General features: G+C 74.4%; 23 protein-coding genes and 1 riboswitch. Of the genes, 14 read left to right on the top strand and 9 right to left on the bottom strand.

Going from position 1 to position 26,109, the window contains the following annotated elements:
- Positions 1 to 11 precede the first annotated feature (11 nt).
- The 6 genes from ACFY8W_RS16660 to ACFY8W_RS16635 all read left to right on the top strand — a co-directional run bounded on the left by ACFY8W_RS16660 (position 12) and on the right by ACFY8W_RS16635 (position 7,092).
- Positions 12 to 233 (top strand): hypothetical protein, encoded by a 222-nt coding sequence (locus ACFY8W_RS16660; protein WP_391105389.1) that lies wholly within the window; start codon positions 12 to 14, stop codon positions 231 to 233.
- A gap of 175 nt (positions 234 to 408) precedes the next feature.
- A riboswitch (adenosylcobalamin (AdoCbl) riboswitch) is annotated at positions 409 to 483 on the top strand.
- Between the two features lie 53 nt (positions 484 to 536).
- A complete protein-coding gene (locus ACFY8W_RS16655; RefSeq protein WP_391105387.1) occupies positions 537 to 1,520 on the top strand; it encodes a cobalamin biosynthesis protein in 984 nt (327 codons plus the stop codon).
- Positions 1,517 to 3,025 carry a cobyric acid synthase gene (locus ACFY8W_RS16650; RefSeq protein WP_391105385.1) on the top strand — a complete coding sequence of 503 codons (1,509 nt, stop codon included), beginning with the start codon at positions 1,517 to 1,519 and terminating at the stop codon, positions 3,023 to 3,025. Before ACFY8W_RS16655 ends, ACFY8W_RS16650 begins: the two co-directional genes overlap by 4 nt.
- A 55-nt stretch (positions 3,026 to 3,080) precedes the next feature.
- Complete coding sequence (locus tag ACFY8W_RS16645; RefSeq protein WP_391105383.1) at positions 3,081 to 5,126, top strand: putative cobaltochelatase; 2,046 nt, start codon at positions 3,081 to 3,083, stop codon at positions 5,124 to 5,126.
- Positions 5,126 to 5,734 (top strand): cob(I)yrinic acid a,c-diamide adenosyltransferase, encoded by a 609-nt coding sequence (gene cobO / locus ACFY8W_RS16640; protein ID WP_391105381.1) that lies wholly within the window; start codon positions 5,126 to 5,128, stop codon positions 5,732 to 5,734. The genes ACFY8W_RS16645 and cobO overlap by 1 nt, the downstream gene beginning before the upstream one ends.
- On the top strand, positions 5,728 to 7,092 hold the full coding sequence (locus tag ACFY8W_RS16635; protein WP_391105379.1) for a cobyrinate a,c-diamide synthase: 1,365 nt from the start codon (positions 5,728 to 5,730) through the stop codon (positions 7,090 to 7,092). Before cobO ends, ACFY8W_RS16635 begins: the two co-directional genes overlap by 7 nt.
- A 2-nt stretch (positions 7,093 to 7,094) precedes the next feature.
- Here ACFY8W_RS16635 and ACFY8W_RS16630 read toward each other — a convergent pair whose 3' ends face one another.
- A complete protein-coding gene (locus tag ACFY8W_RS16630; protein ID WP_391105377.1) occupies positions 7,095 to 7,874 on the bottom strand; it encodes a ZIP family metal transporter in 780 nt (259 codons plus the stop codon).
- A gap of 51 nt (positions 7,875 to 7,925) precedes the next feature.
- On the opposite strand from ACFY8W_RS16630, the gene cobC reads away from it, so the two are divergent.
- Positions 7,926 to 9,488 (top strand): Rv2231c family pyridoxal phosphate-dependent protein CobC, encoded by a 1,563-nt coding sequence (cobC, locus tag ACFY8W_RS16625; RefSeq protein WP_391105375.1) that lies wholly within the window; start codon positions 7,926 to 7,928, stop codon positions 9,486 to 9,488.
- 147 nt (positions 9,489 to 9,635) lie between these two features.
- Positions 9,636 to 10,745 carry a hypothetical protein gene (locus ACFY8W_RS16620; RefSeq protein ID WP_391105373.1) on the top strand — a complete coding sequence of 370 codons (1,110 nt, stop codon included), beginning with the start codon at positions 9,636 to 9,638 and terminating at the stop codon, positions 10,743 to 10,745.
- 70 nt (positions 10,746 to 10,815) lie between these two features.
- On the opposite strand, the gene ACFY8W_RS16615 is transcribed toward ACFY8W_RS16620, so the two are convergent.
- The gene (locus tag ACFY8W_RS16615; protein WP_391105371.1) at positions 10,816 to 11,820 is read right to left on the bottom strand and encodes an SCO1860 family LAETG-anchored protein; all 1,005 of its coding nucleotides are present in this window, start codon (positions 11,818 to 11,820) and stop codon (positions 10,816 to 10,818) included.
- Positions 11,821 to 12,253: 433 nt separating this feature from the next.
- Here ACFY8W_RS16615 and ACFY8W_RS16610 point away from each other — a divergent pair, with 433 nt between their 5' ends.
- Positions 12,254 to 14,458: a penicillin acylase family protein gene (locus ACFY8W_RS16610; protein ID WP_391105369.1), complete on the top strand. Its 2,205-nt coding sequence runs from the start codon at positions 12,254 to 12,256 to the stop codon at positions 14,456 to 14,458.
- Entirely contained in the window at positions 14,455 to 15,066 is a 612-nt protein-coding gene (locus ACFY8W_RS16605) for a GNAT family N-acetyltransferase (RefSeq protein WP_391105367.1), read from the top strand. The genes ACFY8W_RS16610 and ACFY8W_RS16605 overlap by 4 nt, the downstream gene beginning before the upstream one ends.
- A gap of 61 nt (positions 15,067 to 15,127) precedes the next feature.
- On the opposite strand, the gene ACFY8W_RS16600 is transcribed toward ACFY8W_RS16605, so the two are convergent.
- The gene (locus ACFY8W_RS16600; RefSeq protein ID WP_391105365.1) at positions 15,128 to 16,222 is read right to left on the bottom strand and encodes an amidohydrolase family protein; all 1,095 of its coding nucleotides are present in this window, start codon (positions 16,220 to 16,222) and stop codon (positions 15,128 to 15,130) included.
- An 81-nt stretch (positions 16,223 to 16,303) separates the two neighbouring features.
- Here ACFY8W_RS16600 and ACFY8W_RS16595 point away from each other — a divergent pair, with 81 nt between their 5' ends.
- Positions 16,304 to 17,401: an aminotransferase class V-fold PLP-dependent enzyme gene (locus tag ACFY8W_RS16595; RefSeq protein WP_391105573.1), complete on the top strand. Its 1,098-nt coding sequence runs from the start codon at positions 16,304 to 16,306 to the stop codon at positions 17,399 to 17,401.
- A 34-nt stretch (positions 17,402 to 17,435) separates the two neighbouring features.
- On the opposite strand, the gene ACFY8W_RS16590 is transcribed toward ACFY8W_RS16595, so the two are convergent.
- Positions 17,436 to 18,503, bottom strand: coding sequence for an alkene reductase (locus ACFY8W_RS16590; RefSeq protein ID WP_391105363.1), 1,068 nt, complete (start codon positions 18,501 to 18,503; stop codon positions 17,436 to 17,438).
- Between the two features lie 136 nt (positions 18,504 to 18,639).
- Between ACFY8W_RS16590 and ACFY8W_RS16585 the strand changes: the two genes are divergently transcribed.
- Positions 18,640 to 19,161, top strand: coding sequence for a MarR family transcriptional regulator (locus ACFY8W_RS16585; protein WP_391105361.1), 522 nt, complete (start codon positions 18,640 to 18,642; stop codon positions 19,159 to 19,161).
- 314 nt (positions 19,162 to 19,475) lie between these two features.
- On the opposite strand, the gene ACFY8W_RS16580 is transcribed toward ACFY8W_RS16585, so the two are convergent.
- The 3 genes from ACFY8W_RS16580 to ACFY8W_RS16570 form a co-directional block, all read right to left on the bottom strand.
- Positions 19,476 to 20,540, bottom strand: a complete 1,065-nt coding sequence (locus tag ACFY8W_RS16580) for an aminotransferase class V-fold PLP-dependent enzyme (protein WP_391105359.1) — start codon at positions 20,538 to 20,540, stop codon at positions 19,476 to 19,478.
- Positions 20,541 to 20,638: 98 nt separating this feature from the next.
- The gene (locus ACFY8W_RS16575) at positions 20,639 to 21,334 is read right to left on the bottom strand and encodes a DsbA family protein (protein ID WP_391105358.1); all 696 of its coding nucleotides are present in this window, start codon (positions 21,332 to 21,334) and stop codon (positions 20,639 to 20,641) included.
- A 516-nt stretch (positions 21,335 to 21,850) separates the two neighbouring features.
- Positions 21,851 to 23,344 (bottom strand): aldehyde dehydrogenase family protein, encoded by a 1,494-nt coding sequence (locus tag ACFY8W_RS16570; protein ID WP_391105356.1) that lies wholly within the window; start codon positions 23,342 to 23,344, stop codon positions 21,851 to 21,853.
- A gap of 124 nt (positions 23,345 to 23,468) precedes the next feature.
- Between ACFY8W_RS16570 and ACFY8W_RS16565 the strand changes: the two genes are divergently transcribed.
- Entirely contained in the window at positions 23,469 to 24,239 is a 771-nt protein-coding gene (locus ACFY8W_RS16565) for an IclR family transcriptional regulator C-terminal domain-containing protein (RefSeq protein ID WP_391105354.1), read from the top strand.
- A 33-nt stretch (positions 24,240 to 24,272) separates the two neighbouring features.
- Here the strand turns inward: ACFY8W_RS16565 and ACFY8W_RS16560 are convergent, their stop codons facing one another.
- Positions 24,273 to 24,872: a hypothetical protein gene (locus ACFY8W_RS16560; RefSeq protein ID WP_391105352.1), complete on the bottom strand. Its 600-nt coding sequence runs from the start codon at positions 24,870 to 24,872 to the stop codon at positions 24,273 to 24,275.
- Between the two features lie 41 nt (positions 24,873 to 24,913).
- On the bottom strand, positions 24,914 to 25,366 hold the full coding sequence (locus ACFY8W_RS16555) for an Lrp/AsnC ligand binding domain-containing protein (protein WP_391105350.1): 453 nt from the start codon (positions 25,364 to 25,366) through the stop codon (positions 24,914 to 24,916).
- A 114-nt stretch (positions 25,367 to 25,480) separates the two neighbouring features.
- On the opposite strand from ACFY8W_RS16555, the gene ACFY8W_RS16550 reads away from it, so the two are divergent.
- A complete protein-coding gene (locus ACFY8W_RS16550) occupies positions 25,481 to 26,101 on the top strand; it encodes a LysE family transporter (RefSeq protein ID WP_391105348.1) in 621 nt (206 codons plus the stop codon).
- Positions 26,102 to 26,109 lie beyond the last annotated feature (8 nt).

Here is a 26,109-nt window from a genome sequence, read left to right as displayed (position 1 = left end):
TGGAACCAAGCATGAAGATCGACTGGGCAGCTCTCGGCTCCGTCTTCGGAGTCAGCCTCGTGGCGACCGTCGCCATCGTGGGCCTGTTCACCCTCGGCATCGTCGGCCTCTCCAAGCAGGAGCAGGCCGCCGCGCAGGGCGGCTCCGCCGCCCTGGCCCGCACCGGCGCCTACGCCTGCTTCGGCCTGTGCGTCGCGGCCGTGGCGTACGGCATCTACCTGATCGTCGCCTGACCGTCGTCCGACGGAGCACGGCAGACCCTTCCGGCCGGGCGGTCCGCACCTCGTGTGCGGGCCGCCCGGCCGTCGTGTTTGTGGTGCTCCGCACAGTGACCCGACGCAGGTCAAGGGTGAGTTGACGGCTGTTCGCGCAGCGTGGTGGACTGCCGGGGCCAATACGGCGGCAAGCAGAGGAAGTCCGGTGCGAATCCGGCACGGTCCCGCCACTGTGACCGGCCCCGAGGGGCCAGGAGTCAGGAACTCTCGCCGCCGGTCACGTCGACCCAGGGCGCGGACCCTGAGTGAGGACACAGCGCCATGCCCGGCCGCGGCCCCAGACCTTCCCGTGCCACCTCGACCTTCGCGTACGGAGCGGCCGTCGGCCTCGCCGTCGACCTGCTCGCGGGCGATCCCCGCCGCGGCCATCCCGTCGCCGCCTTCGGCCGCGCCGCCGGCGCCGTCGAACGCCGGCTGTGGCGCGACGACCGCGGCCGCGGCGCCCTGCACACGGCCCTCTGCGCCGGCGGGACGGTGGCGCTCGGCGCCCTCGCCGCCCGTGCGGTACGGGACAGCCGGCCCGCGTCCGTCGCGCTGACCGCCGCCTCCGTGTGGGCGGTCGTCGGCGGTACGACCCTGGGCCGGGAGGCGCGCGCCATCGGCGGGGCGCTGGAGGCCGGGGACCTGGAGGTGGCCCGGGAGCGGATGCCCCACCTGGTCGGCCGCGACCCGCAGGCCCTGGACGGGCCGGCGATGGCCCGTGCCGTGGTCGAGTCGGTCGCCGAGAACACCTCCGACGCCGTGGTGGGCGCCCTGTTCTGGGGCGCGGTCGCGGGCGTGCCCGGGCTGCTCGGCTTCCGGGCGGTCAACACCCTCGACGCGATGGTCGGCCACAGGTCCCCGCGCCACCGGCGGTTCGGCTGGGCCTCGGCCCGTCTCGACGACGTGGCCGGCTGGCCGGGCGCCCGGCTCACCGCCGTACTCGCCGCGGCGGCGGGCGGGAACCCGGGCGGAGCGGTGCGGGCCTGGCGGCAGGACGCCGGGAGGCACCCGAGCCCCAACGCCGGCCCGGTGGAGGCCTCCTTCGCGGGCGCCCTCGGCGTACGGCTCGGCGGCACCCTGTCGTACGGCGGGCGGGTGGAGCACCGGCCGGTGCTGAACGGGGCCGGGCGGGCCGTCGAGGTGGCCGACATCGACCGGGCGGTGCGGCTGTCCCGCCGGGTCACCGGACTGACCCTGGCCGTCTGTGTGGGCGGCAGGCTGATCGCGGACGCGGTGAGCGCGAGGAAGCGGAGGAGCGCATGAGGGGCGGGGGGCTGCTGGTCGCCGGGACCACGTCCGACGCGGGCAAGAGCGTCGTCACCGCCGGCATCTGCCGGTGGCTGGTCCGGCAGGGCGTGAAGGTGGCGCCGTTCAAGGGACAGAACATGTCCCTGAACTCCTTCGTGACCCGGGAGGGCGCGGAGATCGGCCGGGCGCAGGCCATGCAGGCGCAGGCCGCGCGGGTCGAGCCGAGCGCGCTGATGAACCCGGTGCTGCTGAAGCCCGGCAGCGACCGGTCGAGCCAGGTCGTGCTGATGGGGAAGCCGGTCGGCGAGATGAGCGCCCGCGGCTACCACGGCGGGCGTCAGCAGACGCTGTTCGAGCCGGTGATGGCGTGCCTGGAGGAGCTGCGGGGCACGTATGACGCCGTGATCTGCGAGGGGGCGGGCAGTCCGGCCGAGATCAACCTGCGCCGCACGGACATCGTGAACATGGGCATCGCGCGGGCCGCGAAGCTGCCCGTCGTGGTCGTCGGCGACATCGACAGGGGCGGGGTGTTCGCCCAGTTCTTCGGGACGACGGCGCTGCTCGCGCCCGAGGACCAGGAGCTCGTCGCCGGATATCTGGTGAACAAGTTCCGCGGCGACGTGACCCTGCTGGAGCCCGGGCTCGACATGCTGCACGGCCTCACCGGGCGCAGGACCTTCGGTGTCCTGCCGTACGCGCACGGCCTCGGCATCGACGAGGAGGACGGGCTGCGGGTCTCCCTGCGGGGCACCGTCCGCGAGTCGGTCGTGGCACCGCCGGTGGGCGAGGACGTGCTGCGGGTCGCCGTCTGCGCCGTCCCGCTGATGTCCAACTTCACCGACGTGGACGCGCTGGCCGCCGAGCCGGGCGTCGTCGTGCGGTTCGTGGACCGGCCCGAGGAGCTCGTCGACGCGGACCTGGTCGTCGTGCCCGGCACCCGCGGGACGGTCAAGGCGCTGGCCTGGCTGCGGGAGCGCGGTCTCGCCGACGCCCTCGCCCGCCGGGCGGCCGAGGGACGGCCGGTGCTCGGCATCTGCGGCGGCTTCCAGGCGCTGGGCGAGCGGATCGAGGACGAGGTCGAATCGAAGGCCGGCGTGGTGGACGGGCTCGGACTGCTGCCCGTCCGGATCCGCTTCGGGGTCGAGAAGACCCTGGCCCGGCCGGTCGGCGAGGCGCTCGGCGAGCGGGTCGAGGGCTACGAGATCCACCACGGCGTGGCGGAGGTCCTCGGCGGCACGCCGTTCCTGGACGGCTGCCGGGTCGGCGCGGTGTGGGGCACCCACTGGCACGGCTCGCTGGAGAGCGACGGCTTCCGCCGGGCGTTCCTGCGGGAGGTGGCGGCCGCGGCCGGACGCCGCTTCGTCCCGGCGCCCGACACGTCCTTCGGCACGCTCCGCGAGGAGCAGCTGGACCGCCTCGGCGACCTGATCGAGGAGCACGCCGACACGGACGCGCTGCTCCGGCTGATCGAGAAGGGCGTGCCGCAGGGCCTGCCGTTCGTGCCGCCGGGTGCGCCGTGACCGCCCGGCGCCGCCCCGCCCCGACTTCCGTACCTCTCGAAGGAGTGACCACCCGATGAGCACCCGCTATCCGTTCACCGCCGTCGTCGGCATGGACGACCTGCGGCTCGCGCTGCTGCTGAACGCCGTCAGCCCGGCGGTGGGCGGTGTGCTGGTCCGGGGCGAGAAGGGCACCGCCAAGTCCACGGCGGTCCGCGCGCTCGCGGAGCTGCTGCCTTCCGTGGCCGTCGTCGCGGGCTGCCGCTTCAGCTGCGACCCGGTCGCGCCCGACCCGGGCTGCCCGGACGGGCCCCACGAGAACGCCGGGGCCGACGCGCGGGCCGCGCGGATGGTCGAACTGCCCGTCGGCGCCTCCGAGGACCGGCTCGTCGGTGCGCTGGACATCGAGCGGGCGCTCGCGGAGGGCGTGAAGGCCTTCGAGCCGGGCCTCCTCGCCGACGCCCACCGGGGCATCCTCTACGTCGACGAGGTCAACCTCCTCCACGACCACCTGATCGACCTGCTGCTCGACGCCGCCGCCATGGGTTCCTCGTACGTCGAGCGTGAAGGCGTCTCGGTGCGGCACGCCGCCCGTTTCCTGCTCGTCGGGACCATGAACCCCGAGGAGGGCGAGCTGCGGCCGCAGCTGCTCGACCGGTTCGGGCTCACCGTCGAGGTCGCGGCCTCGCGCGAGCCCGGGCAGCGGGTGGAAGTGGTGCGGCGCAGGCTCGCGTTCGAGGACGACCCGGCCGCGTTCGCCGCGCGCTGGGCGGACGAGGAACGCGCCCTGCGGGAACGGATCGTCGCCGCACGGGCGTTGCTGCCGCGGGTGGTGCTCGGGGACGCGGCGCTGCTGCAGATCGCCGCGACCTGTGCCGCGTTCGAGGTGGACGGCATGCGCGCCGACATCGTGATGGCCCGTACGGCGACGGCGCTCGCCGCCTGGGCCGGACGGACCGAGGTGACGTCGGACGACGTGCGGCAGGCGGCGCTGCTCGCGCTCCCCCACCGGCGGCGGCGCAACCCCTTCGACGCGCCCGGCCTCGACGAGGACAAGCTCGACGAGACCCTGGAGCAGTTCAAGGGCGAGGAGCCGGACGACGACCCGGAGCCGGACGGTCCGGGCGACGGAGGTCCCGGCGGCCCGGGCGGTGGCGGCGGCGTTCCGCCGCAGGGCGAGGGGCCCGCGCCCGAGAGCGACCCGGCGCCCGAGGAGGCGCCGGCTCCCGCACCCCAGGAGGCCGGCCCGGGCGCCCGCCCCGGCGCCGGCCAGCGCGCCGCCGTCAAGGCCGGCGAGCCGTTCCGTACGAAGATGCTGAGCGTGCCCGGCCTCGGCGAGGGCGCGGCCGGGCGCCGTTCCCGGGCCCGTACCGAGCACGGCAGGACCACCGGCGCGACCCGGCCCAGAGGCGCGCTGACCAAGCTGCACCTGGCGGCGACGGTGCAGGCCGCCGCGCCGCACCAGAAGGCGCGCGGCCGGACCGGCCGGGGCCTGGTGGTGCGCAGGGACGACCTGCGGCAGGCGAGCCGTGAGGGCCGCGAGGGCAATCTGGTCCTGTTCGTGGTGGACGCCTCGGGCTCGATGGCGGCCCGGCAGCGGATGGGTGCGGTCAAGGGCGCGGTGCTCTCGCTGCTGCTCGACGCCTACCAGCGGCGCGACAAGGTCGGTCTGGTCACCTTCCGGGGCCGGGCGGCGGAGGTCGCGCTGCCGCCGACCTCGTCGGTGGACGCGGCCGCGGCCCGGCTCGAGCAGCTGCCGACCGGTGGCCGTACGCCGCTGTCGGCGGGTCTGCTGAAGGCGCACGACGTGCTGCGCGTGGAGCGGCTGCGGGACCCGTCCCGGCGGCCGCTGCTCGTGGTGGTGACGGACGGGCGCGCGACCGGCGGCGGCCCGGACCCGGTGGGGCTGGCGGCGCGCGCCGCGCGGCTGCACGCGGCCGAGGGCACGGCCGCTGTGGTCGTGGACTGCGAGACGGGACCGGTGCGGCTGGGCCTCGCCGGGAACCTCGCCCGTGATCTGGGCGGCACCGCCGTCACCCTGGACGAGCTGCGCGCCGACTCGATCGCCGGGCTCGTCAGAAACGTACAAGGCAACCACTCTGCCGCCAGGAGGGCCGCGTAATGCCTAAGGGACAGCCGACCGTCGTTCCGGACGACGGTCTGACCACCCGTCAGCGCCGCAACCGTGCGCTGGTGATGGTGCACACGGGCGTCGGCAAGGGGAAGTCGACCGCCGCGTTCGGCATGGCGCTGCGCGCCTGGAACCAGGGCTGGCCGATCGGGGTGTTCCAGTTCGTGAAGTCCGCCAAGTGGCGGGTCGGCGAGGAGAACGCCCTGAAGGCGCTCGGCGAGACCGGCAAGGGCGGCACGGTCGTCTGGAACAAGATGGGCGAGGGCTGGTCCTGGATCCAGCGCGAGGTCGCCGAGGGCGAGCAGTCGCACGAGGAGAAGGCGCGCGAGGGCTGGGAGCAGGTCAAGCGGGACCTGGCCGAGGAGAGGTACAAGTTCTACGTCCTCGACGAGTTCGCGTACCTGCTGCACTGGGGCTGGATCGACACGGCCGAGGTGGTGGAGGTGCTGCGGGACCGTCCCGGGCAGCAGCACGTCGTCATCACCGGCCGCAACGCGCCGCAGGAGCTGATGGACTTCGCGGACCTGGTGACCGACATGTCGAAGGTGAAGCACCCGATGGACGCGGGTCAGAAGGGCCAGCGGGGCATCGAGTGGTAGCACGTCTCGTCATCGCCGCCCCGTCCTCGGGCGCGGGCAAGACCACGGTCGCGACCGGCCTGATGGCCGCGTTCGCCGGCCGTGGTCTCGCGGTCTCGCCCCACAAGGTCGGGCCGGACTACATCGACCCGGGCTACCACGCCCTCGCGACCGGCCGCCCGGGCCGCAACCTCGACGCGTACATGTGCGGCACAGGGCTGGTCGCGCCGCTCTTCGCGCACGGCGCGCGGGGCTGCGACCTGGCGGTCGTCGAAGGCGTGATGGGCCTGTACGACGGGGCCGCGGGCCAGGGCGAACTGGCGTCCACCGCGCAGGTGGCGAAGCTGCTCAAGGCGCCGGTGGTGCTCGTCGTGGACGCCTCCTCGCAGTCCCGGTCGGTGGCCGCGCTCGTGCACGGCTTCGCGTCCTGGGACCCGGAGGTGCGGCTCGGCGGGGTGATCCTCAACAAGGTCGCCACCGACCGGCACGAAGCGCTGCTGCGCGAGGCCCTGGAGGAGTCCGGCGTCCCGGTGATGGGCGTGCTGCGGCGCGCCCCGGCGGTCGCGACGCCGTCGCGGCACCTGGGCCTGGTGCCGGTCGCCGAGCGGCAGGCACAGGCGGTGGAGGCGGTCGCGGCGCAGGCGGAACAGGTGCGCCGGGGCTGCGACCTGGAGGCGCTGCTGGCGCTGGCGCGGTCGGCGCCGGAGCTGCCCGACGAGGTGTGGTCGGCCGAGGTCGCGGAGTCGCCGCGGACCGGGCGACGGCCCGTCGTCGCCGTCGCGGGCGGAGCCGCGTTCACCTTCTCGTACGCCGAGCACACGGAACTCCTCACCGCAGCCGGCGCCGAGGTCGTCACCTTCGACCCCCTCCGTGACGAGGCCCTCCCCGAGGGCACGAGCGGCCTGGTGATAGGCGGCGGCTTCCCCGAGGTGTACGGGGAGGAGCTGTCCGCCAACGAGCCCCTGCGGAAGGCCGTGGCCGCACTCGCCGCGTCGGGGGCGCCCGTCGCCGCCGAGTGCGCCGGGCTGCTCTACCTCGCGCGGTCGCTGGACGGGCGGCCGATGTGCGGTGTGCTCGACGCGGACGCGCGGATGACGGAGCGGCTCACGCTCGGGTACCGGGACGCGGTGGCCGTGAGCGACAGCGTGCTCGCGGCGGCCGGGACGCGGATGCGCGGGCACGAGTTCCACCGGACCGTGATCGAGCCGGGCGCCGGGCCGCAGGCGGCCTGGGGGCTGCGGCAGCCCGAGCGGCGGGTGGAGGGCTTCGTCCAGGACGGCGTGCACGCCAGCTACGTGCACACGCACTGGGCGGGAGCCCCGGAGGCCGCCGTGCGTCTCGTCGGGCGCTGCGCGGCCGTCGGCGGGCCCGGCGCGTGAGTTCAGCCGCCGGAGAGTCCCACCACGAGCCAGATGAAGGCCACGCCGGCCACCGTGCACAGCAGGGTGGTGCGGGCGGGGTGTTCGTGGTGGGCCTCGGGCAGGATCTCGGCGGCGGCGAGGTAGAGCAGGGCGCCGCCGAAGAACCCGAGATAGCTGCCGAGGAGTTCCTCCGGAAGGGTGAACAGGGTGGCCAGGCCGGCGCCGACGATCGGGGCGACCGCGTCGGCGACGAGCATGGCGACGGCCTTGCGGCGGGCGTTCCCGTACAGGCTGGTGATCGTGTACGTGTTGAAGCCGTCGGCGAAGTCGTGGGTGATGACGGCGAGCGCGACGGTGGCGCCCATGCCGCCGCCGACCTGGAAGGCGGCGCCGAGCGCGACGCCGTCCATGAGGCTGTGCAGCACCATGGCAGCGGCGGCCGTCATCCCCACCTGGGGGACGCGCCCGCCCGTCTCCCGGCCGCCGGCCCTCGTCGAAGCGCCCGGCGCCGGCCCCCAGTACGCCTCGACGCCGTGGGCCGCGCGGCGGACGGCGAGGAGACGTTCCACCACGTGGGCGAGGAGGAAGCCGCCGACGAAGAGCAGCAGCGCCTGCGGGACGCCGAAGACCTTCTCGCCGGCCGCCTCCAACGCCTCGGGCAGCAGGTCGAGTCCGACCACCCCGAGCATGAGGCCGCCGGCGAGGCCGAGGACCAGGTGGCGCCGGTCGGTGACGCGCTGGGCCGTCCAGCCGCCGAACAGCGTCATGAGGAACGCGCCGAGCGCGACGACTACAGCCATGGGCCCTTGCTATCGGACGGCGCCTCCTCCGCGCACCTCCGACCCACGGTCGTGGTGGGTGTCGGGGCCCGGTCGGGCGTCGTGGTGGACGAGGTGCTCCGGCTCGTCGGCGCGGCGCTCGGCGAGGCGGGTCTCACGGCCGGGGACGTGACGGCGCTCGCGACGCTGGACGCCCGGGCGGCGGAGCCGGGGATCGCCGGGGCGGCGGTGCGGCTCGGGGTGCCGGTGCGGGCCTTCCGGAGCGGGGAGCTCGCGGAGGTGGCCGTACCGCATCCGTCGGCGGCTCCGCTGGCGGCGACCGGCACCGCGTCGGTGGCGGAGGCGGCGGCGCTGCGGGGGGCGGGGCCGGGTGCGGTGCTGCTGGTGCCGAAGCGGAAGAGCAGTCGTGTGACCTGCGCCATTGCCCGTTCCGTACCACTTCGTCCGAACGAAGACTCCCCAGGCGCACGGTTGTTGCCCGATACTCACGGGTACATCGCTGGCGAGCCCCACACTCCCCCCACAGGCACCATCCCCATCCCCACCCCCCACACGACGGCGGCCATGGACATCCACCCTCCTGCGGACACTTCCGCTGACGCGCACGACCTGAGACACCACGGCGACGCCGAGGTCCGGGACGAGAAGCTGATCGACCTCGCGGTCAACGTGCGGACGAACACGCCGCCGGCCTGGCTGCGGGAGCGGATCGCGGACTCGCTCACGGGGCTCGCCGCCTATCCGGACGGCCGGGCGGCGCGGGCCGCGGTCGCCGAGCGGCACGGTCTGCCGGCCCGCCGGGTGCTGCTCACGGCGGGCGCGGCGGAGGCCTTCGTGCTGCTCGCGCGGGCGCTGCCGGCGCGGCGGCCGGTCGTCGTCCACCCGCAGTTCACGGAGCCGGAGGCGGCGCTCCGCGACGCCGGGCACGAGGTGGAGCGGGTGCTGCTGCGCGAGGAGGACGGCTTCCGGCTGGATCCGGCAACGGTTCCGGAGGACGCGGACCTGGTCGTGATCGGCAATCCGACCAATCCCACGTCCGTGCTGCACCCGGCGGCGGCGATCGCGTCGCTCGCCCGCCCGGGGCGGACCCTGGTCGTGGACGAGGCGTTCATGGACGCGGTCCCTGGTGAGCGGGAGTCGCTGGCCTCGCGGACGGACGTGCCGGGTCTGGTGGTGCTGCGGAGCCTGACGAAGACCTGGGGCCTCGCGGGCCTGCGGATCGGCTACGTGCTCGCCGAGCCGGAGACGATCGCCGCGCTGGAGCGCGTCCAGCCGCTGTGGCCGGTGTCGACGCCGGCGCTGGTGGCGGCGGAGGCGTGCATGACGCCGATGGCGCTCCTGGAGGCGGAGGAGGCGGCCCACCGGATCGGCGTGGAGCGGGCGCACCTGCTCGCGGGGCTCGCCGAGTTCGACGAGGTGCGGGCGGTCGCGGCGGCGGAGGGCCCGTTCGTGCTCGTACGGATCGAGGGCGCGGACGCGGTGCGGGACCGGCTGCGGTCGCTGGGCTTCGCGGCCCGGCGCGGTGACACCTTCCCGGGGCTCGACCGGAACTGGCTGCGGCTCGCGGTGCGGGACCGGGTGACGACGAACCGGTTCCTGCAGGCCCTGGACCAGGCGCTGTTGATGCTGGGCTGAGCGGCACGGGGGTGGCGCCGGGTGCCGTCGCCTACGGCAGTCGGCTGGTTCCCGGCCGGCTCATCGGCGCGGGCCCGGCGGTTCCGAGGGTGAGCTGATAAGCCGTCACTTGTCACTCTCCGTCGCTCACCGCAAAGGGGCTGGTCCATGCCGGGCACGCCGACGATCCGACGACGTCTCGACCGCCTGCTCACCGCGTCCGTGGGTGCGCTCCTCGCGGTCACGATGCAGACCGCTCCCGCCAGGGCCGACGTGGGGGACGTGACGGAGTACCCGATCACGACCCCCGAGAGCTTCCCCGCCGGGATCACGGCGGGACCGGACCGGGCGCTGTGGTTCGCCGAGTCCGAGGCCAACAGGATCGGACGCATCACGACTGGTGGCACCGTCACCGAGTTCGCCGTACCCACCGCGTCGAGCTTCCCCTTCGACATCACGCGGGGCCCCGACCGGGCCCTGTGGTTCACCGAGGGCTTCGGCGACAAGATCGGGCGGATCACGACGGCGGGCACGGTCACGGAGTTCCCCCTGCCCGTGGCCGGCAGCTTCCCTCTCGGCATCACGCTCGGTGCCGACCGCGCCCTGTGGTTCACCGAGAACGGCACGAACAAGATCGGGCGGATGCGGGCCGACGGAACGGTCACCGAGTACGCCATCCCCACGCCGGACAGCTTCCCGTACCACATCGCGGCCGGCCCCGGCGGTGTGTGGTTCACGGAGACGATCGCGGGCAAGATCGGCCGTGTCGACTTCTCCGGCAACGTCACCGAGTACCCGCTGCCCACCGGGTTCGAGTTCCCGTCGGACATCGCGGCCGGCCCCGGCGGGATGTGGTTCACCGCGTCCGAGCACATCGGGCGGATCACCGAGTCGGGCACCCTCACGCTCTTCCCGCTGCCGACCCCCTTCAGCGGCGCCGACGGCATCACCCGTGGCCCCGACGGCAACATGTGGTTCGCCGAGCAGTCCGGCCTGATCGGTCGGATCACGCCGAGCGGGGAGATCACCGAGTTCGCGGTACCGCAAGGCGCGGCCAAGGTGCCCTTCAACATCGCGACCGGGCCCGACCAGGCCGTCTGGTTCACCGAACTCTTCGGCAACGCCATCGGCCGCGTCGAAGCCCTCCCGCGCCGCGGGTCCGGCCCGAGCGCCGCCGCTCAGCAGGCGGCCCCGACGGTTCCGCGCCACGAGCACCCCCGCCCCTTGATGCCCTGCCGCACCGGGACACCTCCGGGGGCGGCTTCGTTCTGCCGCTGACGGAGAGTCGGGGTGGTGCCGGTCAGGCACCACCCCTTCCCTCTCCCCGCTTTCTCCCCCTTCGGGCCGGTCAGCCGCGGGCGCGGGCACGCCCGCGGGCCAGGACGACGGCGCCGCCTCCGACGCCGAGCAGCAGGAGCGCGCCGCCGGCCAGGTACGGGGTCATGGAGCTGCCGCCGGTCTCGGCGAGGTTCCCGGTCGGGGTGGTGCCGCCGTTCTGGGTGCTGATGCCCGTGTCGTCACCGGGCTGCGCGGACGGCTGTCCGGAGGGCCGCTCGGACGGCTGCTGCGAGGGCTGCTCGCTGGGCTTCTCGGTCGGCTTGTCGGTCGGCCTGGTGCCGCGCGGGGTGGCGCAGGTGGCCTCGGCGAGGGTGACCTTGCCCTTGACCTCGGCGACGTTGAGCTTGAGCGGGTTGACCTCCACCGACAGTTCGAGGGCGGTGGCGGCGGCCGTGCGGGAGGTGGTGGAGGTGCGGGAGAGGTCGAGGACGACCTCTCCCACGCCGGGCACGGTCACCTTGGTCTGTCCGCCGGTCGACAGGGTGGTCTTCTTGCCGAGGACGGTGACGTGGCCCAGCAGGTTGGATTCGGCGACCGGGCGCTTGCCGGCCTCGCAGACGGCCTTGGAGGTGACCTTCTCGACCTCGACGAGGGAGAGCAGCGGCAGTCCGGGGACGTGCAGCCGGGCCTTGACCAGGTTGACGTAGCCCTTGGCCGTGCTCCCCTCCACGGTCGCCTCGGAGGTGGCGACGTCCGCCTTGAGCACATCGACCGGCTTGCCGCCCTCGGCGCCCGTCACGCGCACGCTGAGCGCGGTCTTCTCGGCGCTCGCAGGGGCCTCGACCTCGTTGAGGGAGGCGCGCAGCGGCACGCTCACCGCCTTGTTGAGCAGGTTGACGTCGAGCCCGGTGCGCAGCACGACGGCGGTGGCATGGCCTTCGCCGCCCTGCTCGCCGCTGCCGCCGGTGGCCTGGGCGGCGGGCGCCGCGAGGACCAGCGGTCCGACGGCGAGGGTGGCGACCGCGGCCGCGGCGGCGGTGCGGCGTGCGGGCAGGCGGAAGGTGTTGCTGTTCACGGCGGTGGAACCCCCACAGGAGACATGGCGTCGCCGGCCGCTCGCCACGGGGACTGCGGGTCACTGCGGCTCCGGCGACTTGAGACACCGGAATCTTTACGCACTGTGGGTGAACTGGCAGACACCTGGCGTGACTTCACTCCAAGGGGTGGTTTCCGTGCCCATATTCGAATCTTTCGACACAAGCGTTTCCGGGAGCCCCGTGCGTAGCGGCGCACGCGGGCGCGGAGGCGCCCGCGGATGAAGTGATTCAACGACGTGCGGCGGGCGGGAGTAACGGATCGTCAACCCGTCGCACGCGCGGAGTGCCGGCGGCGATGCCCCGCCGACCACGACCCGACGGACCCGCCGCGACCTGCCGCTCCGACGGTCCTGTAGATTAAATTAGGCCAGCCTTACCTAAGAAATGTTTGATCGGATCGGGGTCGTACGCGTGAGCATCGAGGTCTTCCGGGACGCCTGGGGCGTGCCGCATCTGCGAGCCGCCGATCCGCTCGAACTCGCCCACGCCCAGGGCCTGGTGACCGCGCGGGACCGGGCCTGGCAGCTGGAGGTCGAGCGGCACCGGGCGCAGGGCACCACCGCCGGGTTCCTGGGCGCGGCGGAGACCGGCTGGGACACCTTCGTACGGCAGGCGAGGCTGGCCGACACCGCCCGCCGCTGCCACGACCGCCTCGACGCGGAGACGGCGACGTGGGTCCGGGCGTACGTGGACGGGGTGAACGAGGGCCTGGCTGAGGGCGCGGGGCGAGCACCCGAGTTCGCGGAGACCGGGCTGCGGCCGGGCCGCTGGGAGCCCTGGACGCCGCTCGCCGTCTGGCTGTCCACACACATCCTTTTCGCCGGCTTCCCCACCAAGCTGTGGCGGGACCGGGTCGCGCGGCGGCTCGGGGAGGAGTGGACCGAGCTCTTCGCCACGGACGGCCCCGGGACCGCCGGTTCCAACGGCTGGGTGGTGGCCGGCGAGCGGACGGCGAGCGGCGCGGCGATCGTCGCGGGCGACCCGCACCGCTTCATCGAGGCGCCCGGCGTCTACCAGCAGATACGTCTGGCCTGCCCCGACTACGACGTCCTCGGCCTCGCCGTCCCCGGCGTCCCCGGCCTGGCCCACTTCGGCCACGCCGGGCGCGTCGCCTGGGCCATCACCAACGCCATGGCCGACTACCAGGACCTCTACCGCGAACGCCTCCGCCGCCTCCCGGACGGCCGCGTCGAGGCCCTCGGTCCGGACGGCTGGGAACCGGCCACCGCCCACACGGAGACGATCCGTGTGAAGGGCGCCCAGGACCCGGTCCGCGTCGAGGTCGTCGAGACGGCCCGCGGGCCGGTGATCATCGGCGCGGAGGACGGGACCGCCGGGGACGGGGACGGCACGTCCGCCGCCGAGGAGCCCGGCACCGCCGACGAGGCCGCCGCGACCGCCGACAGCGACCACAGCTCCGAGAGCGCCGACGCGGCAGAGGCCGTCGACACTGCCGGGGCAGTCGAGTGGGAGGCGATCAGTCTGCGTTATCCGCCCCGCGTCACCGGCGAGTTGGGATTCTCCGTGCTGCCCGCGCTGCTGCGGGCCCGGAACGTCGGGGACGTGGACCGGGCGCTCGACGGGTGGGTCGAGCCGGTGAACGTCGTGCAGGCCGCGGACGCCGACGGCGGGCTGCTGCACCGGGTCGCCGGGCACGTGCCGGTGCGTGACCGGGCCAACTCGCTGCGCGTGGTGCCCGCGTGGGAGGCCGGACACGCGTGGCGGGCGGAGCCCGCTCCGCTGCCCCGCGCGGAGGTCGACGGGTACGCCGTGATGGCGAACGCGCGCGGTCTCGCCGCGCCGCTGGGCGTCGAGTTCGCCCCGCCGCACCGCGCCGGGCGGATCGCCGCCCTGCTCGACGCCTCCCGGTCCTGGACGCCGGCCACGACGGCCGCCGTGCACACCGACACGGACAACCCGTCGGCCCGTCGGCTGCTCGACGCGGTCCGCGGCACCGCCGAGGACGACCTGTCGTCCGCCGCCCGCACGGTCCGCGCGACCCTGCTCGCCTGGGACCGGCGGATGGCCGCGGACAGCACGGACGCCGGGCTGTACACGGCGGTGCGCGGCGCCGTCGTACGGCGGCTCACGTCCCACGAGGCGTTCGCGGAGCTGCGCGAACCCGCCCCGTACCCCGAGCTGTTCCTGCCCTGGCTCGCACTCGGCGCGCGGGTCGGCTGCGCCGTGGAGACCCTGCTGGTCAGCGGTCCGGTACCGGCCGGCGACGTCGCACGGATCGTCCGAGAGGCCCTCGAGGAGGTCGCGGCCGGGGACCCGCCCCCGGCCTGGGGTCTGACCCACCGGCTCGCGCCCTGGCAGGCGCTCCCCGACGCCGACGACGCGCAGTGGCCCGGCCTCGCCGGCGACCACGACTGCGTGCTGTCCACGTCGAGCGTGCCGGGCTACACCGACCGCAGCGCCCGCGCGTCCGCCGCCCGCTACGTCTGGGACCTGGCGGACCGCGAACGGAGCCGGTGGATCGTGCCGTTCGGCGCCTCCGGCGTGCCCGGGGACCCGCACCACCGCGACCAGCTCCCCCTGTGGCTGCGCGGCGAACTCGCCCCCGTCACCACCGACTGGAACGTCCTCGTGAAGGAGCATGAAGGAGCAGCATGAGCAGAACCGAGCACACCCAGACCGTCGAGGGCTTCGGCACCGTCCGCGTCGACCGCATCGACCCCGAGGCCGACGCGCCGCTCATCCACGGCTGGGTGAACGAGGAGCGCGCCCGCTTCTGGGGCATGAACGGCACCACCGTCGAGCAGGTGCGGGAGATCTACGCCCACCTCGACTCGCTCACCACCCACCACGGCTTCCTGGTGCACCGTGACGGCGTGCCGGTCGCGGTCTTCCAGACGTACGACCCCGAGGCCGACCGGGTCTCGGAGTGCTACGAGGTGCTGCCGGGCGACATCGGCGTGCACCTCTTCGTCGCGCCCACGGTGGCTCCCGAGCGGGGCTTCACGGAAGGGCTGCTCACGGCGCTCGTCGACTTCGCGCTGACCGGGCGCACCCGGATCGTGGGCGAGCCGGACGCCGCCAACGAGAAGGTGATCGCCCGGCTCGTGCGCACCGGCTTCGAGCTCGGCCCCGAGGTCGTGCTCCCGGAGGTGGACCTGCCGGAGGTCTTCATCCCGGAGAAGAAGGCGCGGCTGGCGTTCCTGACCCGGGACACCCGGGACGCCCGGCCGGCCGGGGAGACCCCCACGGCGGTCCGCGGCTAGGACGCGTGTCTTTCGGATCAGGCCGGGCGTCGGGACGCCGGCAGGATCCGGAGGGCACGCCCTAGCCGATCACCCGGCCGTTGACGATCACCCTGCGCGGTGCCGCGAGGACGCGGACGTCCGCGCGCGGGTCCTCGCCGTAGACGACGAGGTCGGCCGGGGCGCCCTCCTCCAGGGACGGGCGGCCCAGCCAGCTGCGGGCGCGCCAGGTGGTGGCGGAGAGGGCGTCGAGGGCGGGGATGCCCGCCTTCGTCAGCTCCTCGACCTCGGCGGCGACCAGGCCGTGCGCGAGCGAGCCGCCCGCGTCGGTGCCGACGAAGACGGGGATGCCCGCGTCCCAGGCGGCGCGCACCGTGTCGTAGCGCCGCTCGTGCAGTCGGCGCATGTGCGCCGACCAGCGCGGGAACTTCTCCTGGCCGCCGTCCGCGAGGTGCGGGAAGGTCGCGATGTTGACGAGGGTGGGCACGATGGCGACGCCGCGCTCGGCGAAGAGCGGGATGGTGTCCTCGGTGAGGCCGGTGGCGTGCTCGATGCAGTCGATGCCCGCCTCGACCAGGTCGCGCAGCGAGTCCTCGGCGAAGCAGTGCGCGGTGACGCGCGCGCCGAGCCGGTGCGCCTCGGCGATCGCCGCCTCGACCTCGGCGCGCGGCCAGGACGGCGCCAGGTCGCCCACCTCGCGGTCGATCCAGTCGCCGACCAGCTTGACCCAGCCGTCGCCGCGGCGCGCCTCGCGCCCGACGTGGGCGACGAGCTCGTCGGGCTCGATCTCGTGGGCGTAGTTGCGGATGTAGCGGCGGGTGCGGGCGATGTGCCGGCCCGCGCGGATGATCTTCGGCAGGTCCTCGCGCTCGTCGATCCAGCGGGTGTCGGAGGGCGAGCCCGCGTCGCGGATGAGCAGCGTGCCGGCGTCGCGGTCGGTGAGGGCCTGCTTCTCGGCGGTGGCCTCGTCGACGGGGCCGTGCCTGTCCAGGCCGACATGGCAGTGGGCGTCGACCAGGCCGGGCAGCACCCAGCCCTCGACGGTCAGCGTCCCGCCGGCGGGACCGGCCGGCCGCTCGAAGGTGATCCGCCCGTCGACGCACCAGAGTTCGTCCCGTACGTCCTCCGGGCCGACGAGCACCCGCCCCTTCACATGCAGCACCACGTGATCGCTCATACCCGCACTCTACGAGGCCCCTCGGTACCCTGACCCAGGCTCCACCCGCAGATCCGATCCGAAGAAGGCACCGCCGTGACCGTGACACACCCGCTCCTGGACCTGGCCCCGCTGACCGCCGCGCAGTTCGCGTCGATCGAGCGCCGGGTCGCCGCGCTGCTCTCCACGGAGCAGGACGTGGTGATCACCCAGGGCGAGGCGCTGCTGCCGCTGGAGGGCTGCATCCGCAGCGGCGCCCGGGCGGGCTCGACGGCGCTGAACGTGGTCACCGGTCCGTACGGGCAGACCTTCGGCAACTGGCTGCGGGACTGCGGCGCGACGGTGGTCGACCTGGAGGTGCCGTTCCACACGGCGGTCACCGCCGAGCAGGTGGCGCGGGCCTTCGAGGCCCACCCGGAGATCGACTTCGTGTCGCTGGTGCACGCGGAGGCGGCCACCGGGAACACCAACCCGGTCGCGGAGATCGGCGAGGTCGTGCGGGCGCACGGTGCGCTCTTCTACCTGGACGCGGTGGCGTCGATCGGCGCCGAGCCGGTGCTGCCGGACGCGTGGGGCGTCGACATGTGCATCATCGGCGCGCAGAAGGCGATGGGCGGTCCGGCGGGCGTCTCGGCGGTGTCGGTGAGCGAGCGGGCCTGGGAGCGGTTCGCCGCCAACCCGGCCGCGCCGCGCCGCTCCTACCTCTCCCTCCTGGACTGGAAGGAGCGGTGGATCGACGGCGGCCGCAAGACGCTGCTCCACGCCCCGGCGCAGCTGGAGATGCTGGCCCTGGAGGCGTGCCTGGAGCGGATCGAGGCGGAGGGTCTGGACGCGCTGATGGCCCGGCACGCCTCGGCCGCGGCGGCGACCCGCGTGGGCGCCCTGGCACTGGGCGGCGGCCTGGAGCCGTACGTCAACGAGGCGGAGGACGCGGCGCCGGTCGCGACGACGCTGCGCGCGCCTGCCGGTGTCGACGCCTCGGAGCTGGTCGCGAAGGCGCTGGCGGCCGACCCCTCGCTGCCGCTGATCGCGGGCGGCGGGGCGCTGGCGAAGGAGATGGTCCGGGTGAACCACTACGGCGCGGACGCGACCCCGGACGCGGTGCGGTCCTCGCTGGCCGCCCTCGGCGCGGCCCTCGCGGAGACGGGCCGCGCCGTGGACCCGGAGGCCGCGCGCCGCGCGGTCACGGAGGCCTGGTAGCGGGCCCTGGCCTCCGTGCCGCCCCACCGGCGGGCTACAGCGCCGGGTAGTCGGTGTAGCCGCGGTGGTCGCCGCCGAAGAAGGTGGTGTTGTCGGGGGTGTTGTACGGGCCGCCGGCCTGGAGGCGGGCCGGCAGGTCCGGGTTGGCGAGGAAGAGGGCACCGTAGGCGAGGACGTCGGCGGTGCCGTCCTCGATCAGGGCCAGCGCCTCGGGGCCGGTCGGGCCGTCGGTGGACGGGTTGAGCACGAAGGTCCCGGAGAACTGCTTGCGGAGGGCGAGGGTCAGGTCGCGGAGGCCGGGCACGGCCTCGAGGACGTGCAGGTAGGCGATCCCGAGCGGTTCGACCGCGGTGACGAGGGCGGTGTACAGCTCCTCGGTGTCGCTCTCGCTGATGTCGTTGTAGGGGTTGGCCGGGGAGATCCGCAGTCCGGTGCGCTCGGGGCCGACGGCGTCGGCGACGGCCTTGACGACCTCGACGGCGAAGCGGATGCGGTTCTCGACCGTGCCGCCCCACTCGTCGGTGCGCTTGTTGGAGCCGTCGGCGAGGAACTGGTGGACCAGGTAGCCGTTGGCGCCGTGGATCTCGACGCCGTCGAACCCGGCCTCGACGGCGTTGCGGGCCGCGGTGGCGAAGCCCTCGACGCTCTCCCGCACCTCGTCGGCGGTGAGCTCGCGCGGCGCGACGAAGTCGGTGAGGCCGGTGCCGGTGAAGAGCTGGCCGGCCGGGGTGACGGCGGACGGGCCGACGGGGTGCAGGCCCTGTCCGAGGACGACGGGGTGGCTGATCCGGCCGGCGTGCATCAGCTGGGCGAAGATCTTCCCGCCGCGCTCGTGGACGGCGTCGGTGACCTCGCGCCAGGCGGCGACCTGCTCGGCGCTGTGCAGGCCGGGGGTGTTCGGGTAGCCCTGGCCCACGGCGGTCGGCTGGACGCCCTCGGTGATGATCAGGCCGGCGGTGGCGCGCTGCGCGTAGTACTCGGCGGTGAGCTGGGTGGGGATGCGGAGCTCGGCCTCGGCCCGGCTGCGGGTCATGGGGGCCATGGCGATGCGGTTGGCGAGACGGGTGCCGGCGAGGTCGATGGGGTCGAAGGCGGTGGTCATGGCGGTCCTCCCAGGGCAAAATGTGGTCGGCCAAGTATTTATGTGGTCGGCCAACCATTTCCTTACGCCGACCACTGTAACCCATTCATTGGCCGACCAAGCTAATCTGGAGGGAGACCGCACCAAGGAGCCCGCGATGCCCGGAAACGACCCTCTCTGTACCGCCCTGGTGGGCACGCTGCCGTCCGCCGCCCGCGGCGGCCCCGTCAGCCACGCCCTCGCCCGGGTCGCCCGGCTGCACCGGATCGCGGCCGGCCGGCGGCTGAAGGAGCTGGATCTCTACCCGGGCCAGGAATTCCTGATGATGGCGCTGTGGGACTGCGGTCCGGTGCGCCAGTCCGTACTGATCCAGGAACTCGGCCTCGACCCGTCCACGGTCACCAAGATGCTCCAGCGCCTGGAGCACAGCGGCCATGTCCGCCGCCGCCCCGACCCGGCCGACCGGCGGGCGGTGCTCGTCGAGGCGACGGAGGAGGGCGAGGTGCTGCGGGCGCGCGTCGAGGGCGTGTGGCGCGACCTGGAGGAGCACTCCCTGACCGGCCTCGCCCCGGCCGAACGCGCCGACCTCGCGCGGCTGCTCGGCCGCCTGGAGGAGAACCTGTGCCAGGAGGCGGCCGACGGCATCGCCGCCTGCCCGTCGGCCGCGGAACGGGCCTGATCGGGCCTGATCGGGCCTGATCGGGCCTGGTCGGCGGTTCCGCGGGGGTTCGTCCGTCGGCGGGCCCGGCCCGTTCCGGGGGTGCGGGCCCGGCCGGGGTTCGAGGGTGCGTGCCCGGCCGGGGGTCCTGTGGCGCAGACCCCGCCGGGGTTCGGTGGCGCGGCCCTGGCCGGGGTTCGGCGGCGCGGGGCCGACCGGGGCCCGAGGGTCCGGGCCCAGGCCTGGGCCCGAGGGTGGGGCCCGGCCGGGGTCAGGTGGCGCGGGCCCGGCCGGGCCCTTTCGGCCTTCCTTGGATCCGGCGTGTGCGGGCGGGCTCAGCCCGCCAGGACCTCCAGGGCCCGGTCCACGTCCGCCGAGGAGTTGTAGAGGTGGAAGGAGGCCCGCAGGTTCCCGGCGCGGGCCGAGAGGAGCACGCCCGCCCCGCGCAGCGCGTCGGCGCGGTCACCGAGGCCCGGGACGCCGACCACCGTCGAGTCGTCGGCGACCGCCGGGTGTCCGAGCGCGTCGAGCCCGGCGCGGAACCGGGCGGCCAGGGCCTTGTTGTGGGCCTCGATCCGCTCGATGCCGATCTCCTCCAGGAGTTCCAGGGAACGGGCCGCCCCGTGGTACGAGAGGAAGGCGGGAGGCTCGTCGAACCGGCGGGCCGAACGGGCCAGTTCGCGCACCGGGCCGTAGCTGTTGACCCACAGCTCCTCGCCCGTGACCCAGCCCGCGTGGATCGGCAGCAGCGCGTCCTGCGCCTCCTCCGTGACGGTGAGGAAGGACGCCCCGCGCGGGCAGAGCAGGTACTTGTAGCCGCCGGAGACGGTGAAGTCCCACTCCCCCGCGTACAGCGGCAGCCAGCCCGCCGACTGCGTCGCGTCCAGGAGGGTACGGGCGCCGTGCGCCGCCGCCGCGGCGCGGACCGCGGCGAAGTCGGCGGTGCGACCGTCCGCCGACTGCACGGCGGAGAAGGCGACGAGCGCGGTTTCCGGCCGCACGGACTCGGCGAGCCGCTCCAGCGGGACGAAGCGGACCTTGAGGTCGCCGCGGACGGTGAAGGGCGTGATGACGGAGGAGAAGTCGCCCTCGGGGAAGAGGATCTCGGACCCGGCCGGCATGGACTGCGCCACCATGCCGACGTGGACGGAGACGGAGCTGCCGACCGCGACCCGGTCGGGCGTGACGTGGGCGAGCCGGGCGAAGGCGGCCCGGGCCTCGTCGACGACGTCGAAGCTGCCGGCGCCGCCGGGCCGGCCGGCGGCGGTCTCCTCGGCGAGCAGGGTGACCGCGTCGATCGTGCGGCGGGGCAGCAGGCCGCACGCGGAGGTGTTGAGATAGGTCTGCTTCGGGGCGAACTCGTCGCCGCCCAGGGGCTCCAGGCGTTCCAGTGATTCCATGTACCCAGACTGGATTCCCCACGATCTCACGTCAATTGCGATAGATCACGGGGAATTCCCAAGGTCTTCTTATGGATGGGCGCCGGGTTGGCCGGCGCTCAGCAGTTGCCGCCGTCGACGTCGCACGCGGCCGCGTCGCCGCCGACCGGCTGCAGGGCGCGGCCCTGCCAGGCCTGCTCCAGGGCCTGGGTGAAGACCTCGGCGGGCTGGCCACCGGAGACCCCGTACTTGCGGTCGAGCACGAAGAACGGCACGCCGTTGGCGCCGAGCTCGGCGGCCTCGCGCTCGTCGGCGCGCACGGCGTCGGCGTACGCGGTCGGGTCGGCGAGCACCTCGCGCACCTCCGCCTCGTCGAGACCCGCCTCGACGGCGAGGGCCACCAGGGTCTCGTCGTCGAAGACCGAGCGCTCCTCGGCGAAGTTGGCACGGTAGGCGAGGTCCAGGAGCTCGTTCTGCCGGCCGCGGTCCTTCGCCAGGTGCAGCAGGCGGTGGATGTCGAAGGTGTTGCCGTGGTCGCGGCCCTCCGTGCGGTAGCCGAGGCCCTCCGAGTGGGCGTTGGAGGCGACGTGGGCCTCCATGGCGCGGGCCTCGTCGAGGCTGCGGCCGTACTTCGCGGCGAGCATCTCCAGGACCGGGCCGGTGTCGCCCTTGGCGCGGTTCGGGTCGAGCTCGAAGGAGCGGTGCACGACCTCGATCTCGTCGCGGTGGGCGAAGGCCGCGAGCCCCTTCTCGAAGCGGGCCTTGCCGATGTAGCACCAGGGGCAGGCGATGTCGCTCCAGATCTCGACGCGCATGGGTGGCTTCTCTCCTCGACGGGGGTCGGTGGTGCGGGGGCGTTCCGTGGCGGGAACGTCCCGGCCCGTCGGATTCATTCCGCCGCCGGGGCGGGTGTGAGCGGGAGCACCGGGTCCGCCGGACAGGCCCTGAGGCTGACGGACGAGCCGCCGCGCCGCCGGCCACGGCGGTGCTCCACGGCCGGTGGCGCGGGTGCCGCGCTGACGGACGGGCCGCGAGGCCGACGAGCCACCAGGCCGAAGGGCGCCCGGGACGACGGCCCCCGGACCACCAGACCGAAGGGCCACCAGGCCGACGACCCCCGGACCACCAGACCGAAGGGCCACCAGGCCGACGCCCCCCGGACCACCAGACCGAAGGGCCACCAGGCCGACGACCCCCGGACCACCAGGCCGCCGGGCCACCAGGACGACGGCCCCCCGGACCACCAGGCCGAAGGGCGCCGGGACGACGGCCGCCGGACCACCAGGCCGCCGGCTCCCGGGAATCCGGCGGCCGACGGCCCGGCCCGACGGTCAGCGCCTGGGCACGCCCAGCGGGTTGTCGTCGCGCAGCTCCGGCGGCAGCAGGTGCTCCGGCGTCGACTGGTAGGCGACCGGGCGCAGCCAGCGTTCGATCGCGGTGCCCCCGACGGAGGTGGACGGCGAGGTGGTGGCCGGGTAGGGGCCGCCGTGGTGCTGGGCGTCGGCCACCGCGACGCCGGTGGGCCAGCCGTTGACGAGGATCCGTCCGGCCAGCGGGGTGAGTTCGGCCAGGAGGGAGGCGGCCTCGGGGTCCTCGTCGGCCGCCTGGAGGGTCGCGGTCAGGTTGCCGGGGACCAGGGCGAGGACGGCGCTGATCTCCTCGCGCGAGGAGTAGCGGGCGACCAGGGTGACCGGGCCGAAGGTCTCCTGGAGGAGGACGTGCCGGTGACCGTCGAGCAGGACGGCGGCGTCGGTGAGCAGGAAGCCCGGCACGACGGCCTCCGGGCTCGCGGACCCGGGGTGGACGGGGGCGGTGACCCCTTCCACCTGGGCGTCCTCGTAGGTCGCGGTGAGGAAGTGGCCGCGCATCCGGCGCGACAGCATCACGCCCGGTTCGACGTCGCCGAGCGCCTCGGTCAGGGCGGCCGTGACGCGGTCGCCCGCGGCGCCCGCCGGGGCCAGGACGAAGCCGGGCTTGGTGCAGAACTGGCCCATGCCCATGGTCATGGAGGCGGCGAGCCCGGCGCCGATCTCCTCGGCCCGCTCCTCGGCTGCGGCCTCGGTGATCACCACGGGGTTGAGCGAGCCGAGTTCGCCGTGGAAGGGAATGGGGACGGGGCGCGCGGCGGCCGCGTCGAACAGCGCCCGGCCGCCCTGCACCGAGCCGGTGAAGCCGGCGGCGGCGACCAGCGGGTGGCGGACCAGTTCCACGCCCGCGTCGAAGCCGTGCACGAGGACGACGACGTCCTCCGGCAGCCCGGCCTCGACCGCGGCCCGGCGCAGCAGCGCGGCGCAGAGTTCGGAGGTGGCCGGGTGGAGGGGGTGCGCCTTGACGACGACGGGGCAGCCGGCGGCCAGCGCGCTCGCGGTGTCGCCGCCGGGCACGGAGAACGCGAGCGGGAAGTTGCTGGCGGCGTAGACGGCGACGACGCCGAGCGGGATCTTCATGCGCCGCAGGTCGGGCGTGGGCGGGGTGGTCGTGGGGTCGGGCCGGGAGATCCGTACGTCCAGGAAGGCGGCCTCGTCGACGATGTCGGCGAAGTAGCGCAACTGGGCGGTGGTGCGGGCGAGTTCGCCGGTGAGCCGGACCGGTCCGAGCGCGGTCTCCGCGTCGGCGGCCTCGACGACCTTGTCGCGGGCCGCGTCGAGCAGGTCGGCCGCGCCGCGCAGCAGGGCCGCGCGGGCCTTGCGGTCGGCGAGCGCCGTACGGGCCGCGTGCGCCGCGCGTACGGCCTGGTCGATCTCCTCGAGGGTGGCCTCCTCCGCGACCTGTTCCCGCTCCTTCCCCGTCCGGGGGTCGACACTCCACACTGGTTCTGCCACCACGACACGCCTCTCGCCCACGTCGTTCGGTATTCTGAACGCGGTCCCTGTAGGTGAATCCGACACGGGGACTCTATGGACGGCCGAGCCGTCTCCACAAGGGGCTTCCGGAAGAGGAGCGAGGGCGATGTCGACCAACGACGCGGGTGGGGCCCAGGTCAAGTCCGCCGTGCGGACAGTGGAGTTGCTGGAGTACTTCGCCGGCCGGCCCGGCATGCATTCGCTCGCGGCCGTCCAGGAGGCCGTCGGTTACCCCAAGTCCAGCCTCTACATGCTGCTGCGCACCCTCGTCGAGCTCGGCTGGGTGGAGACGGACGCGACCGGCACCCGCTACGGCATCGGCGTGCGGGCGCTGCTCGTCGGCACCTCGTACATCGACGGCGACGAGGTCGTGGCCACCGCCCGGCCCACCCTGGACCGGCTCTCGGACGACACCACCGAGACCATCCACCTGGCGCGCCTGGACGGCACCAACGTGGTCTACCTGGCGACCCGTCAGTCCCAGCACTACCTGCGGCCGTTCACCCGGGTGGGCCGTCGGCTCCAGGCCCACTCCACCTCGCTCGGCAAGGCGCTGCTCGCCACCCACAGCGACGAGCAGGTCCGCAAGCTGCTGCCGGAGACGCTGCCCGCGCTCACCGAGCACACCGTCACCGACCGCGAGCAGCTGATCGAGGAGCTGCACGCCATCCGCGAGCAGGGGTACGCGGTGGACCGCGAGGAGAACACCCTGGGCCTGCGCTGCTTCGGCATCGCGATCCCGTACCGCACGCCGGCGCGCGACGCGATCAGCTGCTCGGTGCCGGTGGCGCGCCTGACGCCGGGGCACGAACAGCTCATCAAGGACGCCCTGTTCGACGCCCGCGACCGGCTCGCCCTCGCGACCCGCAGGCTCTAGGCCGCCTCTCGGCCCGAAGGCCCGGCCGGACCTTCAGCCGAACCAGACCACGACGCGGACGTTCTCGTCCCCGTGCACGGCGGCCAGTTCGCGCATCGACGCCCACACCGGTGCCCAGCTGCCGTCCGGCGGGGCGTAGAGGCGCGCCGTGAGGACCACGGGCCGGTACACGGCCCCGTCGAGCGGGACCTCGCCGCCCGCCGGCCACTCGTGCGGCATCAGGTCCTCGCCGAAGATCTCCTCCGCCTCGTCGAGCACCTCGAGGGGCGTCCGGACGACGCCGTCCAGGACGAGTCCGCCGTCGGGTCCCGGCCGCCACACGCCCACCCGGTTCCCGTCGGGCCCGTCGCCGAGCGGCGCGTCCCAGTCGGCCGCCGCGACCTCGGCCCAGGTCGCGTACGCGTGGCCGTGGTTCAGCTCGTCGCACTCCTTCGGCACCTCCTCGCAGGAGTCCTCCGGCACGCCCCGCCGGTCGAACAGCGCCCGCAGTGTCCCGAGCCCGCCCGGGTAGCCGAACAGGCACTCCCAGGCGTCGCTCTCGCGCGCGTACCCGAAGTCGAACAGGCTGGCCGCCATCTCCCAGCGGCCGCCGGCCCCGCGTACCTCGATCACGCCCTCGATGTCCGCCCCCATGGCGAAGATCGTAAAGGGCGGGCGGACGCCGGAGGCCGCGGCTACTCGGGCAGCGGACGGTCGTCGACGACGTGCTTCATGACGAGGGTGGAGGTCAGCCGCTGGACTCCCGGCAGCCGGGACAGCTGCTGGTCGTACAGGCGCTGGTAGGCGGCCAGGTCGGTGGTGGCCACGCGCAGCAGGTAGTCGGGCTCGCCGAAGAGGCGCTGGGCCTGGAGGACGTGCGGGATGGCGGCCACGGCCTCCTCGAAGGCGGTGACGGTGTCGGGGGTCTCCCAGCGGAGGGTGGCGAAGACCAGGGCCTCGAAGTCCAGGCCGACGGCCGCCGGGTCGACGACGGCGCGGTAGCCGCGGATCGCGCCCGCGCGTTCCAGATCGCGCAGCCGGCGGTGGCAGGGCGAGACGCTGAGCTGCACGCGGGCCGCCAGTTCGGTGACGGTCAGCCGGCCGTCCAGCTGCAGCTCGGTAAGAATCTTCCGGTCCAGGGCATCCATGGAGAAGATTCTCCCCCGGAAGGGCCGATCACGGGGGAAAGACGCAAACACCTTCGGGTGGATCGTCCCTACTCTTCCTTCTCGTAGCAGGAACCGAGAGGGAACGAACGAACGATGGACACGACGACGCTGGCGGCCTTTCTCGCGGTGGACCTGCTGCTGGTGTTCACCCCGGGCGCGGACTGGGCCTACGCGATCTCCGCCGGGCTGCGCGAGCGGTCCGTCGTCCCGGCCGTCGCCGGTCTCGTCGCGGGGTACGCGGGCTACACCCTGCTCGCCGTCGCCGGTCTCGTGGTGATCGTGGCGAGCTCGCCCGCCGTGCTCACCGCTCTGACCGTGGCCGGGGCCGGCTACCTGGTGTGGCTGGGCTGGGGCGTGCTGCGACAGCCGGCCGTGCCCGGGGCCGCCGCGGAGGCGCTGGGTTCCTCCCGGCTGCGGATCATGGCCAGGGGCGCCGGGACCAGCGGGCTGAACCCGAAGGCACTGCTCCTGTACTTCTCGCTGTTCCCGCAGTTCGTCGACACCGCGGCCGGCTGGCCCGTCGCCGCGCAGACCGGCCTCCTCGGCACGCTCCACATGACGGTCTGCGCCCTGGTGTACCTCCTGGTCGGCGTGCTGGCCCGCACCGTCCTGAAGGCCCGGCCCTCGGCGGCCCGTGCGGTCACGCGGGTCTCCGGCGCCATGATGATCGCCATCGGCGGGCTCCTGCTGGTGGAACGCCTGGCCGTCGTCTGACGGTCCGC

Origin of the sequence: Streptomyces sp. NPDC012637, assembly GCF_042954805.1 — a bacterium.
Classification (GTDB): domain Bacteria; phylum Actinomycetota; class Actinomycetes; order Streptomycetales; family Streptomycetaceae; genus Streptomyces.
Note: the sequence above shows the minus strand (reverse complement) of the source record. Positions and strands in the feature narration are given on the sequence as shown.